The sequence below is a fragment of the Caballeronia concitans genome, from assembly GCF_001544615.1.
GTDB classification, from domain to species: Bacteria; Pseudomonadota; Gammaproteobacteria; order Burkholderiales; family Burkholderiaceae; genus Caballeronia; species Caballeronia concitans.
In genome coordinates, this window is record NZ_FCNV02000008.1 from 1 (window position 1) to 12,168 (window position 12,168).

At 64.4% G+C, this 12,168-nt stretch carries 11 protein-coding genes; 4 read left to right on the forward strand and 7 right to left on the reverse strand.

What is annotated here, in order from left to right:
• Positions 1–362 precede the first annotated feature (362 nt).
• Positions 363–713, reverse strand: coding sequence for a DUF4148 domain-containing protein (locus tag AWB72_RS18040; protein ID WP_040050535.1), 351 nt, complete (start codon positions 711–713; stop codon positions 363–365).
• Positions 714–976: 263 nt separating this feature from the next.
• Between AWB72_RS18040 and AWB72_RS18045 the strand changes: the two genes are divergently transcribed.
• From AWB72_RS18045 to AWB72_RS18060, 4 genes are read left to right on the forward strand one after another with little or no spacing between them, the layout of a single operon-like run.
• Positions 977–1,939: an HlyD family secretion protein gene (locus tag AWB72_RS18045; RefSeq protein WP_040050536.1), complete on the forward strand. Its 963-nt coding sequence runs from the start codon at positions 977–979 to the stop codon at positions 1,937–1,939.
• A complete protein-coding gene (locus AWB72_RS18050) occupies positions 1,936–2,892 on the forward strand; it encodes an ABC transporter ATP-binding protein (RefSeq protein ID WP_052449870.1) in 957 nt (318 codons plus the stop codon). The genes AWB72_RS18045 and AWB72_RS18050 overlap by 4 nt, the downstream gene beginning before the upstream one ends.
• The gene (locus tag AWB72_RS18055; protein WP_040050537.1) at positions 2,889–4,031 is read left to right on the forward strand and encodes an ABC transporter permease; all 1,143 of its coding nucleotides are present in this window, start codon (positions 2,889–2,891) and stop codon (positions 4,029–4,031) included. The genes AWB72_RS18050 and AWB72_RS18055 overlap by 4 nt, the downstream gene beginning before the upstream one ends.
• Before the next feature lie 11 nt (positions 4,032–4,042).
• A complete protein-coding gene (locus AWB72_RS18060; protein WP_040050538.1) occupies positions 4,043–5,449 on the forward strand; it encodes an efflux transporter outer membrane subunit in 1,407 nt (468 codons plus the stop codon).
• A gap of 13 nt (positions 5,450–5,462) precedes the next feature.
• On the opposite strand, the gene AWB72_RS18065 is transcribed toward AWB72_RS18060, so the two are convergent.
• The 6 genes from AWB72_RS18065 to AWB72_RS18090 are packed head-to-tail and all read right to left on the reverse strand — an operon-like array spanning position 5,463 to position 11,962.
• Positions 5,463–7,373: a hybrid sensor histidine kinase/response regulator gene (locus AWB72_RS18065; RefSeq protein WP_087128422.1), complete on the reverse strand. Its 1,911-nt coding sequence runs from the start codon at positions 7,371–7,373 to the stop codon at positions 5,463–5,465.
• On the reverse strand, positions 7,370–9,130 hold the full coding sequence (locus AWB72_RS18070) for an ATP-binding response regulator (RefSeq protein ID WP_244285675.1): 1,761 nt from the start codon (positions 9,128–9,130) through the stop codon (positions 7,370–7,372). Before AWB72_RS18070 ends, AWB72_RS18065 begins: the two co-directional genes overlap by 4 nt.
• The gene (locus AWB72_RS18075) at positions 9,127–10,185 is read right to left on the reverse strand and encodes an ATP-binding SpoIIE family protein phosphatase (RefSeq protein WP_040050540.1); all 1,059 of its coding nucleotides are present in this window, start codon (positions 10,183–10,185) and stop codon (positions 9,127–9,129) included. The genes AWB72_RS18070 and AWB72_RS18075 overlap by 4 nt, the downstream gene beginning before the upstream one ends.
• The gene (locus AWB72_RS18080; protein WP_040050541.1) at positions 10,170–10,610 is read right to left on the reverse strand and encodes an anti-sigma regulatory factor; all 441 of its coding nucleotides are present in this window, start codon (positions 10,608–10,610) and stop codon (positions 10,170–10,172) included. The genes AWB72_RS18075 and AWB72_RS18080 overlap by 16 nt, the downstream gene beginning before the upstream one ends.
• A 20-nt stretch (positions 10,611–10,630) precedes the next feature.
• Positions 10,631–10,990, reverse strand: coding sequence for an STAS domain-containing protein (locus AWB72_RS18085; protein ID WP_040050542.1), 360 nt, complete (start codon positions 10,988–10,990; stop codon positions 10,631–10,633).
• A 51-nt stretch (positions 10,991–11,041) separates the two neighbouring features.
• The gene (locus tag AWB72_RS18090; RefSeq protein ID WP_052449872.1) at positions 11,042–11,962 is read right to left on the reverse strand and encodes an STAS domain-containing protein; all 921 of its coding nucleotides are present in this window, start codon (positions 11,960–11,962) and stop codon (positions 11,042–11,044) included.
• Positions 11,963–12,168: the final 206 nt, after the last annotated feature.

Sequence of the window (12,168 nt, forward strand, 5' to 3'; positions counted from 1 at the left end):
TAAACCTTCCTCTTAATACTTCGTGTGAGACTCTTGATTACTTTTGCTATTGCCAATTCCGAAGAACCGGCCGCACTCGCCATCAAGCGCCCACACTTATCGGCTGTTAGTTTTTAAAGAGCACATCGCCTGACTTACCCACCTCACCGCACCGAGCGTCTTGCTCAGCGCCGCTTCCGTCTGGCGTTTGCTGCATCAGCAGCAGAGAACGAGATTATGTCTGGCGAGAGGCAACAGGTCAACCCCTCTCTGCGATTTATTTTCGACTCGTGTCCGCTGCTTAATAAGGAGGCACCCGGCAACCTCACCGATTCGATGATGACCCGAACGCCCCACGATCCGACACTGCACAACGCAATCGCTTAATTTCCGAAGTATGGAACGCAAAAGCCAGCGGGTCCCACGCAATCCGATGCGGACCACGAACCCCGCTGCGTCATCCCCGAACCCGTCGCGCCCGAACGCGCGCCGCCGTATGACTGATTCGCTCCATCCGCGTATTGCTGCGCGGCGACCTTGGCTTCGGCGGCCTGGATATCGGCAGGATACGCCGCGTTGTCTCCCGACGCCGCCGAATATCCGGCCCGCTCCAGTTGCACGAGTTCTGCCCGCACCTGCGCACGCGTGACCGGCGCGCTATTGCCCTGCGCGAAAGCAAAAGTAGGCGCGATGACCGCAGCGACCGACACAACGAGTTTGGCGATGGTATTCATGATGTACAGACTCCCACGATAGGTTGACCCGGACCGCGTGCGATCCACTCGCCTCATCGAGCGCAGGGACGATGGCCCAATGCACCCCCGATTTCCCCGACCCAGGTTTCAAGCGTTGAGGCTTCGATTGGTTAACCCGAGGACATCGCGATCTATTCCCATCATCGCGACGCAACGACACACTGCACTTGACACGCTTGCCGAGGCTCACGTACCGTTTGGTAGACCAACCAACAATTGTCAACCGGATCAGGGAGCGAGCGATGCCCCGCATTCTTCGCGTTCCACTCTGTTCATGTCTTCTCGTCGCGACACTGCTCGCGGCATGTTCGCGGCAAGACTCCAACGCCTTTCAGGGTTATGTCGAAGGCGAATTCGTTTATCTCGGTGCTTCGCAATCGGGCAAGCTGATCGACTTGCCCGTCGCGCGTGGACAAACGATCAAGGCGGCAACGCCCGTGTTCGCGCTCGAATCCGACGATGAAGCCGCCGCGCTCGATCAGGCGAAGCGCCAGCTCGCCGCCGCGCAATCGCAACTCGAAGACATCTTGACGGGCAAGCGCGCGCCCGAGGTCGCATCGGTTCGTGCGCAGCTCGCGCAGGCCCGCGCGAACGCACGCAAGGCCGCGCTGCAACTGAATCGCGACGAAGCGCAATTCAGCGCGGGCGGCATTTCGAAGGGACAACTCGACGACTCGCGCGCCAATGCGGACGCCACCGCCGCACAGGTACGCGACCTGAGCGAGCAGGTCGATATCGCGCGCCTGCCGGGACGTCCGCAGCAAATCGCGGCGCAGCGCGCACAAGTCGCGGCCGCGCAGGCCGTCGTCGCACAGGCGCAATGGAAGCTGGATCAGAAGCGTGTTGCCGCTCCCGCCGATGGCCTCGTCTACGACACGCTCTTTCGTCGCGGCGAATGGGTTCAGGCGGGCAGTCCGGTCGTGCAGATGTTGCCGCCTGAAAACATCAAGGTGCGCTTCTTCGTGCCGGAACGCACGGTGGGCACGCTGGCGACGGGACGCGCGGTCTCGATTCATTGCGACGGCTGCACCGCCGATATTCCCGCGAAAATCACGTATATCTCGCAGCAGGCGGAGTACACGCCGCCCATCATCTATAGCAACGAGAGCCGTGCGAAGCTCGTGTTCATGATCGAGGCGCATGCGAACGCATCGGATGCGCGCAAGCTTCATCCTGGCCAACCTGTCGCGGTGAGCCTGCAATGAACGAGCCGATCGACGCGCATCGGACGCAATACGTCATCGACGTACGCAAGCTCAACAAGCACTTCGGCGACAAGCACGTCGTCAACGATGTCTCGCTGCAAGTCGCGCGCGGCGAAATCTTCGGCTTCCTGGGTCCGAACGGAAGCGGCAAGACCACATCGATCCGCCTCATGTGCGGTCTGCTCACGCCCGATTCCGGCAGCGGCACATGCCTCGGCTACGACATCGTGCGCGAGAGCGAAGAGATCAAGCGCAACGTCGGCTATATGACGCAGCGCTTCTCGTATTGGGAGGACCTGACGATCCGCCAGAATCTCGACTTCGTGGCGCGCATCTATCAGATGGCGAATCGTCGCGAAGTGGTGGATCGTTCGCTCGAAGCGCTCGGCCTGCAAAGCCGCGCGAATCAATTGACGGGATCGCTTTCGGGCGGCTGGAAGCAACGCCTCGCGCTGGCTGCGTGCATGCTGCACGAGCCGAAGCTGCTGCTGCTCGATGAACCCACCGCCGGCGTCGATCCCACCGCGCGTCGTGATTTCTGGGAAGAGTTGCATCGGCTCGCGGCGAACGGCATCTCGGTGCTCGTGAGCACGCACTACATGGATGAAGCCGAGCGATGTCACAAGCTCGCGTACATCGCCTATGGAAAGCTCCTTGCCCAAGGCACCGCGAACGAAGTGATCGCATCGCAAGGGCTTGCGACATGGAGCATCCACGGCGAACGTCTGAGCGCATTGTCGGGACGCTTGCGCAAGACGCCAGGCGTCGATCAAACCGTGGTCTTCGGATCGGCGCTGCATGTCAGCGGCAGCGATCACGCAGCACTCGAACGCGCCGTGTACGATGCGACGAAAGACAGCGCGCTACGCGCCGAGCAAATCGACACGGGCCTCGAAGACGTGTTCATCTATTTGATGAGCCGCTCCACCGATAACTTCAAGGTGAGTTCATGAGCGCTCGCGTGCGTTTCTCGGTGACGCGCTGGTGGAGCATCGTGCTCAAGGAGTTCCTGCAATTGCGGCGCGACCGCATCACGTTCGCGATGATCGTCGGCTTGCCGATCATTCAACTCGCGCTCTTCGGCTATGCGATCAACACCGATCCGAAGCACTTGCCGACTGCGATCATCGCGGGCGAAAACAGCACGTTCTCGCGCAGCTTCATCGCGGCGATGCGCAACTCCGAGTACTTCGATATCGTCGAAACGCTTCCGGACGACGAAGCCGGCCGGCGCGCACTCGCGCAAGGCCGCGTGCTTTTCGTGCTGAACATACCGACGGATTTTTCACGCCGGCTCTTGCGTGGCGAACGCCCCGCGTTGCTCGTCGAAGCCGACGCGACCGATCCCACCGCGGTCAGCCGCGCGACCAGCGCATTGAGCGGCCTCGTTGCATCGGTCGAGTCGAAGGACATCACCGGCCCGCTCGCAAGACTCGCCGGCAAGCCTCCCGCGTTCGACGTGCAGGTGCATCATCTCTACAACCCTGAAGGCATCACGCAATATAACGTCGTGCCCGGCCTCATGGGCGTGATCCTGACGATGACGCTCGTGATGATGACCGGCCTCGCGATCACGCGCGAACGCGAACGCGGCACGATGGAGAATCTCCTTGCGACACCCGTGCGCCCCATCGAAGTGATGACGGGCAAGATCGTGCCTTACGTGTTCATCGGTTTGATACAGGCGACGATCATTCTTCTCGCCACGCACTTCGTCTTCCATGTGCCGTTGGCCGGCAATCCGATCGCCATCTATCTTTCGGCGCTGCTCTTTATCGCGGCCAACCTGACGGTGGGCATCACGCTGTCGTCGCTTGCACAGAACCAGCTTCAGGCGATGCAGCTCACGTTCTTCTATTTCCTGCCGAACATTCTGCTTTCGGGCTTCATGTTCCCTTTCGCGGGCATGCCGAAGTGGGCGCAATTCATCGGCAATCTTCTGCCGCTCACGTACTTCAACCGTCTCATTCGCGGCATTCTTCTGAAGGGCAACGGCTGGGCCGATCTATGGCCTTCGGTGTGGCCGATGGTCCTCTTCACGCTGATCGTCATGTGCATTGCGCTGCGCTTCTACCGGCGCACGCTCGATTAGGAGGCGCGCAAATGAAACCCCTCGCAGCCATTTGCGTGCTGATGCTCGGCGGCTGCACCGTCGGCCCGGATTTTCATGCGCCCGCCCCGCCCGATACACAGTCTTACACGCGAAGCACGTCGCAAGCCCAAGCCGTTGCCGATCACGCGCTGCCGCAATGGTGGAAGCAGTTCGGCTCGGATACGTTGAACGGTCTCGTCGATCAGGCGTTGCATAACAGTCCGACGCTCGGCCAGGCTCGCGCGCGGCTGACGCAAGCGCGCGAGGACTATCAGGCGCAAGCGGGCGCCACGTACTTCCCTGCTGTCGATGCCTCGTTCTCCGCCTCGCGTCAGAAAGTGGACCCCGCCGCGTTCGGCGTTCCGGTGCCGAGCCCCGGCCCGTTCACGCTATACGATGCATCGGTGAGCGTGTCCTATACGCTCGATGTCTTCGGCGGCGATCGTCGCGCGCTCGAAGCATTGCGCGCGCAAGTGGACTATCAATCGTTCGAACTCGATGCGGCGCGTTTGTCGATAGCGGGCAACGTCGTTTCCACGGCGATCCGTCGCGCTTCATTGCAGCAGCAGATCACGCTGACGCAAAGCATCGCCGATGCACAGGCGCAGCAGCTCGCCATCATGGAAGCGCGGCTGAATGCGGGCGGCGTGGCACGCTTCGATGTTCGGAGCCAGCGCACGCTCCTCGAACAGACGCGCGCGAGCTTGCCATCGCTCGTCACTCAGCGCGATGCAGCCGATCATCGGCTCGCGATTCTCCTGGGCGTCGAGCCATCGAAAGCGGACTTCGACGCGCTCACGCTCGATGCACTGCGCGCGCCGGACGACGTGCCGCTCACGTTGCCATCGACGCTCGCGCGCGAACGCCCCGACATTCGCGCGTCGGAGGCGTTGCTGCATCAGGCGAGCGCGAACGTCGGCGTGGCGACGGCGGATCTTTATCCGAAGCTCTCGTTATCGGCGGGCGTGGGTTCGCAACGCACGAGCATTCACGACATGCTCGACAAGCTGAATGTGTGGAACGTCGGCCTCAATCTGACGCAGCCGCTTTTTCGCGGTGGCGAATTGCGTGCGAGAAAGCGTTCCGCTGAAGCGGCCTACGATGCCGCGACGAGCGCGTATCGGCAAACCGTGCTCGATGCGCTTCAGCAAGTGGCGGATGCATTGACCGCGTTGCAAAACGACGCACATGCGGTGGCGTTGCGCGATATCGCGGCTGACGAGGCGCAAGCGAATCTCGATACGGTCCACGCGCGTCATGCCGCGGGTGGCGTGAGCCGCTTCGATCTACTCGATACGCAAAGGCAAGCGCTGCAAACGCAACTCGACCGCGCGCTTGCGCATGCGAGCCGTCTCAGCGATACAGCTGCGCTGTTTCAGTCGCTTGGCGGCATCGAAAAAGAGCGCTTGAATGATTGAATGAGCGCGCGGCTTACTCGGCGAAGCGGCCCTGTACCGCGCGCTGAATTTCCGCGAACGCGACCGGCTTCACGAGATGATGATCGAAGCCCGCTTCCTTCGAACGCTGGCGATCATGCGCCTGGCCGTATCCGGTCACGGCGATCAGCAATGCATCGGCGGTTGCGGGGCGCGCGCGCATTTCGGCGGCCAGCCGGAAGCCGTCCATGCCGGGCAAGCCGATATCGAGCAGCACGATCTGCGGAAGGAACGCCTCGGCGATATCGAGCGCCTCCGCCCCGTCATGCGCGGTGCGCACATCGAAGCCATCGGCTTCGAGAAGCAGCGCCATCGCGGTGGCCGCATCGACGCTGTCATCGACGAGCAATACGCGCTTGCCGCCTGTCACGCGCGGCGCTTCATCGACGGGATGCGACTCGGGCCGCGGCTCCTTCGCGAGCGGCAGCCACACGACGAACTCGCTGCCGTGCTGCGGCCCCGCCGAATACGCCTCGATGCGCCCGCCCTGCAATTCGACGAGCGTCTTCGCGAGCGGCAAGCCGATGCCGAGCCCGCCCTCCGACCGTTCGAGCGATGTCTCGGACTGCACGAAAAGATCGAAGATATGCGGCAGCATGTCCGGCGCGATGCCGATGCCGTTGTCGCGCACCGTGATGCGCACTTCGTCGCCGAACTGCGCGGTCTCGATCGCGATCTCGCCTTCCTCGATGCTGTACTTCGACGCATTCGACAGCAGATTGCCGAACACCTGCGCAATGCGCACGCTATCGCCGACGATATAGAGCGGCGCGTCCGCGAGCCGTGTCGTGAGCTTGTGACGCTTGCGCTCCAGCGCGGGCTGCGCGGTTTCGATAGCCGCTTCGACCGCCGCCGCGACATCCACCGCTTCCTGCCGCAGCGTGATCTTGCCCTGCGTGATGCGCGCGACATCGAGCAGATCGTCGACGAGGCGGCTCAAGTGCCGCACTTGCCGGTCGATGATCGTGCGCACCGTCGCGAAGTGCTGCGCGGACGGCGCGCGCTGCGGGTCGAGCAGATCGACGGCATTGCGGATCGGCGCGAGCGGATTGCGCAACTCGTGCGCGAGCATCGCGAGGAATTCGTCCTTGCGGCGATCGGCGTCGCGCAGCAGCATTTCGGCGGCCTTGCGCTCGGAGATATCGTTGACGACGCCCGCGATACGCACGGGCCGGCCATCCGCGCCGCGCACCTGCGACGCGCGCTCCGCCACCCAGAGCGGCCCGCCGTGCGCCCGCGCGATGCGGTATTCGACCTGATACGGCGCGCCGCTCGTCAGCAATTGCCGATACGCCGCCGCCACATGCTCGCGGTCCAGCGGATGAATGTCGCCGGACCAGTGATCCGGACCCGGACGCGGCGCGGGCGCGCCTTCGCCGGAATCCCACAGGCGCGCGTAGGCGGGACTCACGTAGAGCAATTGATTCGCGGCGGGATCGAGCATCCAGAATACGTCGTCGATATTCTCGGCGAGCTGCCGGAAGCGCTCTTCGCTTTCGCGCAGCGCGCTTTCCGCTAGCCGCACGCGCAACAGCGCGCGCACGTGCGCGATGAGTTCGGCGGGTTCGACCGGCTCCGTCAGATAACTGTCCGCGCCGCCTTCCAGACCGCGAATGCGGTCGAGGCTATGCACCGCCGCCGCCGACGTCTGCAGCACCAGCGTGCTCGCCGTCTCCGGCGACGCCTTGATCTGGCGGCACACTTCGAGGCCGTTGATATCGGGCAGCTTCACGTCGAGCAGCACCAGATCCGGCGATTCCGCGCGCACCCGCTCCAGCGCGGCGGTACCGGTTCCCGCTTCGATCACGTTGAAACCCGCGCGCGACAAGATACGCGTTTTCGCATAACGCGCGCCGTCGTTGTCATCGACGTTGAGAATCAGCACCTCGCTCCAGTCGCTTTTCATGATGTCGTTCCGTCGCCGCGAAGGGCACCGTTCATTCTGCCCGACACCATATCCAGCACGCCCGCCAATTCCCCGCCGGAAACCGGCTTTTGCACGAATGCGGCCGCGCCGAGCGCCTGGGCTTCATCGCGGTCTTCCGGCTCGCCCAGCACGACGACAGGAATATTGCGCGTGGCCGCCTGCGCGCGCAGCGCCGCGAGCCAGATCCACGCTTCGGACGGCGCGGGCCGCACGGCGAGCAGCAGCGCGGCGGGCGGCGTACGCGACAGCGCGCGGCTCGCTTCGTCGAGCGTGGCGGCGCTGATCGTCCGATACGGCGATTGCCGCAACGCCGCTTCGCAATCGAGCCGTTCGATCGGATTGCTCGCGACGAGCAGCACCGCCGGCACCGCCTCGCCGTGGGCGGCGGCGTGCTCGGCTTCGGAGACGCCGTAGAAAGCGGGAATCGTCGCGTTGAAGGTCGAGCCGCGCCCGGCCTCGCTTTCGAGCGACACATCGCCGCCCAGCAGCTTGCAGAGCTTGCGGCACAGCGGCAAGCCGAGGCCCGTGCCTTTCACATATTGTTGAAGCCGGTTCTCGACCTGGCCGAATTCCTCGAATACCACTTGCTGATGTTCCGGCGCAATGCCGATGCCCGTGTCCTTCACCGAGAACGTGATGAGCCGGCGCGCTTCGTCGTAATGCGCGGACACGCGCACTTCGCCGCGCTCCGTGAACTTCAGCGCGTTCGACACGAAATTGCGCAGCACTTGCGCGACCTTGGCTTCGTCGGTGCGAATGGGCGGCAGGCCTTCGCAGGACTCGAATATCAGTTCGACGGCGTTGCCCGGCGTGAGCGGCCGCAGCATGCCGCGCAGCGCGGAAAAGAGCGTATCGACTTCGAATTCGGCCGCGCGGACTTCGATCTTGCCCGCTTCGATCTTCGCGAGATCGAGCAGGTCATCGACCGTTTCGGACAGGTCTTCCGCCGCCTTGCGAATGAAGCGCACCTGCTTTTCCTGCTCTTCCGTGAGATCGCCGTCGATGCGTTCCAGCAGCAGCTTCGAGAGCGCGCGGATCGACGAAAGCGGCGTGCGGAATTCGTGGCTCATGTTCGACAGGAACCGCGACTTCGATTCATCCGCGCGACGCAGATGATCCGCGCGGGCGTCGAGTTCCGCGTACAGCGCGACGACGCCGCGATTCGTGTCTTCGAGTTCGCGCGTGAGGCGCGTCAATTCTTCCTGGCGTTCGCGCAGATCGGCGAGCGCGCCGATCAGTTCGCGGTTCTGCCGCGCGAGTTCGGCGGTCGAATCCTCAGTGTTCTGGCGCGTGAGCGTCGCGGCGATGGACTGCGCGGCGTTCGCATCGAGCGACACGCTTTCGGGCAGCGCCTTCGCGAGCGAGATGGACGTGCCGCCGTCGGGATCGTCGGCGATCGCGCACTGATCCATCAGACGTTGCGCGGCGAGCAGGCCGAGCGCGGCTTGCGATGCGTCGCTCTTCATCGCGCGCAGACGTTCGCCCGCGCCCGCGCCGGCGAGAAATCGCACGACGAAGCGCGGCGGATACATCGCGTCGTCGAGCAAAAAATCCGCACGCGCGCGCGGCCCCGCCGAGAGCACCGTGCGCGCCGCTTCGAGCACGGACGTGGAAATACGCGTCTGGTCCTGCGTCGAGAAGCCGAGCGCGGCGCTGGCATCGCGCGCCTTGCGCCGGGCGGCGACGATATCGCGCTCGTCGTCGATCTCCATCGAGTAGAGCGGACGCGCCATCATGCAGCTCCGGCCGCGCGTGCGACGAACACGGTCACGTCGTCGCGGCCGCGCGAAGAATCGCGGTACAGCACTGCGGCAACGAGCGCCGGATGCCGCGTGCTCAGGCCCGGATAACGTTCGAGGTCCCAGCGCGAGCCGAGTCCGTCCGAATGCAGGACGACGAGCGAATCGCGCGAATACGGCACGTCGAACTGCTGCACGCGCCGCGCCGCATGCCCGACGATGCCGCTATGCGACACCAGATGCCGGTGCGAACTGTGCGTCCACACGCTCGCCGCGATATTGCCGATGCCCGTGAACGCGACCTTCCCGTCCGCGCCCGCTGCCGCCGCGCCCGCCGGCATGCGCGCGATGCCGACCGCCGCGCCGCGCGTCGGACGCAGCGCTTCGTTGGCCACGTCCATGATGCGTTCGAGCGGCGCGTCGCCGTGCGTGCCGAGCACGCGCGCCGCCTCGATCGCGGCGACGTTGGCGAGCGGCCCGTGGCCGAGACCGTCGGCGACGAGCACGGTGAAGTCATCGTCGCCGAAATGGCAGGACCAGGCATCGCCCGATACGGTTTCGGTCTGAAGCGGCAGATTCACGACGCCGTACGTCACGCCCGCATCGTTCGTGGATGCCGCGCCCGCGCTGCTCCAGCACACGATGCGCATCACGGTGCCTTGTCCGGGCACGCTCCAGACATCGAGCTCGGAAGACAGGCGGCGGATGGCGCCCATGCCGTTGCCGGGGCTGCCGGCCGTGGTATAGCCGTCCTCGAAAGAGCGGTAAAGATCCTGAATGCCCGGCCCGCGATCGATGCACAGCATTTCGATGCCGCATCGCTGCGAGCCGTCCAGAAGCGGACGCACGAGCAGCTCGCCACTGCCCGCGTGCTTGAGCAGATTGGTGCCGCATTCGGTGACGACGATCGCGAGCTGGCCCGCGACCGTCTCGTTGAAACGGAGGCCGCGCGCCAGTTCGCCGATCGAGCGTCGCGCGAAGGCAATCTGGCTCGCCTCGGCGATCTCGTACCGCTGCTGCGCCGCCATTGATTCCTTCAAAACGGTTTCCATTTGGTGATCGAGACGTGCGTGCCCTCGCCGGGCGCCGAGCGGATGTCGAACTCGTCGCACAGGCGTTTCGCGCCGCCCAAGCCCAGTCCCAGGCCGCTGCCCGAGGTGAAGCCGTCCGAGAGCGCGCGGGCGATGTCGGGAATGCCGGGGCCGTTATCGACGAATTCGAGCTTGAGGCCGCGGCGGCCATTGCGTTCGACGATCGTGCAATGCACGTCGCCGCCGCCGCCGTAAATGAGCGTGTTGCGTGCCAGCTCGCTCGCCGCCGTCACGAACTTCGTCTGATCGATGAGCGACAGGCCCTGCGCCACCGCCTTTTCGCGCACGAACTGGCGCAGCCGCACGATCTGCTCGTCGTTGCGGATGGGCAGCGTGTCGGATGGTGGCGAGGCAAACTGCGCTGCCGAGGGTTGAAAGGTCATCATGGGCTGGTTCACAGCAGCCGTCAGGCCGCGCTGCTCCCGGTGAGGAGCGCCATGCCCTTTTCGACGTTGAGCGCCGTGCGCACGCCCGACAGCGTGAGCCCGAGCTCGACGAGCGTGATCGCGACCGAAGGCTGCATGCCGACGACGACCGTCTGCGCATCGAGCACGCGCGCCATCGCCGCCGTGTTGCCGATCATGCGGCCGATGAAGGAATCGACCACATCGAGCGATGAAATGTCGATCAGCACGCCGGTCGCGCCGTCCTTCACGATGCGGCCCGTCAGATCGTCCTGCAGCGCGAGCGCGAGGCGGTCGTGCATGTCCACCTGAATGGTGACGAGCAAGAGCTTGCCCATCCTGAGAATCGGAATGCGTTCCATCACGTGGCCCTGTTCAGTCGCGTTGCATGCTGTTGAAGAATCCGCGCGCCGTCATTCCGGCAGCGACGAATCGTGCATGCCGCCGGCCGCACCGTGGCGCGCCGCGCCTTCGTGCGCCCCAGCCAGCGTCACCGACTTGCCCGTGCGCTGCAACGCGACGACGAACGCGGCCGCGAGCGTCGCCTTGGTCGTCACGTTTTGCAGGTTCACGCCCAGATGCACGATGGTCTGCGCGATCTGCGGACGAATGCCGCTGATGATGCAGTCCGCGCCCATCAGCCGCGCCGCCGCGACCGTCTTCAGAAGATGCTGCGCGACGAGCGTATCGACGGTCGGCACGCCGGTGATGTCGATGATCGAGATGGCCGCGCCGGTCTCGACGATCTTCTGCAGCAGGTTCTCCATGACCACTTGCGTGCGCGCCGAATCCAGCGTGCCGATCAGCGGCAGCGCGAGAATGCCGTCCCACAGTTGCACGACAGGCGTGGACAGTTCGAGCAACTCTTGTTGCTGACGCACGATCACTTGCTCACGGCTCGCCTGGAACACTTCGGTGGTGTACAGGCCGAGTTCGTCGAACAGTGCGCTGATGGTCCAGGTTAGATCGGCGAGCGCGGCGGCGTCGTTGACCAGTTCTTCGCGAAGGCGAGCAACGAGCGGCTGCTTCAGCGAGAACACGAACATCGCCGTTTCGACCGGCGAGAAGCCCTGACGCGCGCGCTGGCCGGACATATCCGCGAGAAACGCGCGCACTTCCTGCCATTCGGCTTTCTTGAAGTCGACGCGATCAGACGCTCCCAGCGCCGCGACGAGCAGCGAGACGAATTGCGCGAACTGATTGCGCAGTTCCGCTTCGCCGACGAGCCCGCGCCGCGCCGCGATGGCGTGCTGTTGCGTGATCCATTCCGTCAGCAGTTCCGTCTGTTGGTTGCTGAAGAGTTTGGCGAGCCGCGTTCCGCCGACCATTTCCATGCCGAGATCCCTGTGCGAATGATGTTTTTGTGGGCGCCGAGCCCCCGACGAACGATGCGTCGCTTGACTGCAGATCAGGGCCGCGAGCAGTCGCGCACCGCGCAGAGCGACGCAAAGGCGCTCGGAATGTAGCACGCCATCTCAAAAATCGACAGTGCGCGGCCCCTTGATTCGAGAGACTTCGTCTGATTGTTGCGCGATTCCGC

Bases quoted from the DNA above. Each gene is read 5' to 3' on its own strand.
- AWB72_RS18080 (WP_040050541.1), bottom strand. From the start codon at position 10,610: ATGATGACCTTTCAACCCTCGGCAGCGCAGTTTGCCTCGCCACCATCC.
- AWB72_RS18040 (WP_040050535.1), bottom strand. From the start codon at position 713: ATGAATACCATCGCCAAACTCGTTGTGTCGGTCGCTGCGGTCATCGCG.
- AWB72_RS18075 (WP_040050540.1), bottom strand. From the start codon at position 10,185: ATGGAAACCGTTTTGAAGGAATCAATGGCGGCGCAGCAGCGGTACGAG.
- AWB72_RS18065 (WP_087128422.1), bottom strand. From the start codon at position 7,373: ATGAAAAGCGACTGGAGCGAGGTGCTGATTCTCAACGTCGATGACAAC.
- AWB72_RS18085 (WP_040050542.1), bottom strand. From the start codon at position 10,990: ATGGAACGCATTCCGATTCTCAGGATGGGCAAGCTCTTGCTCGTCACC.
- AWB72_RS18050 (WP_052449870.1), top strand. From the start codon at position 1,936: ATGAACGAGCCGATCGACGCGCATCGGACGCAATACGTCATCGACGTA.
- AWB72_RS18045 (WP_040050536.1), top strand. From the start codon at position 977: ATGCCCCGCATTCTTCGCGTTCCACTCTGTTCATGTCTTCTCGTCGCG.
- AWB72_RS18055 (WP_040050537.1), top strand. From the start codon at position 2,889: ATGAGCGCTCGCGTGCGTTTCTCGGTGACGCGCTGGTGGAGCATCGTG.
- AWB72_RS18070 (WP_244285675.1), bottom strand. From the start codon at position 9,130: ATGATGGCGCGTCCGCTCTACTCGATGGAGATCGACGACGAGCGCGAT.
- AWB72_RS18090 (WP_052449872.1), bottom strand. From the start codon at position 11,962: ATGGAAATGGTCGGCGGAACGCGGCTCGCCAAACTCTTCAGCAACCAA.
- AWB72_RS18060 (WP_040050538.1), top strand. From the start codon at position 4,043: ATGAAACCCCTCGCAGCCATTTGCGTGCTGATGCTCGGCGGCTGCACC.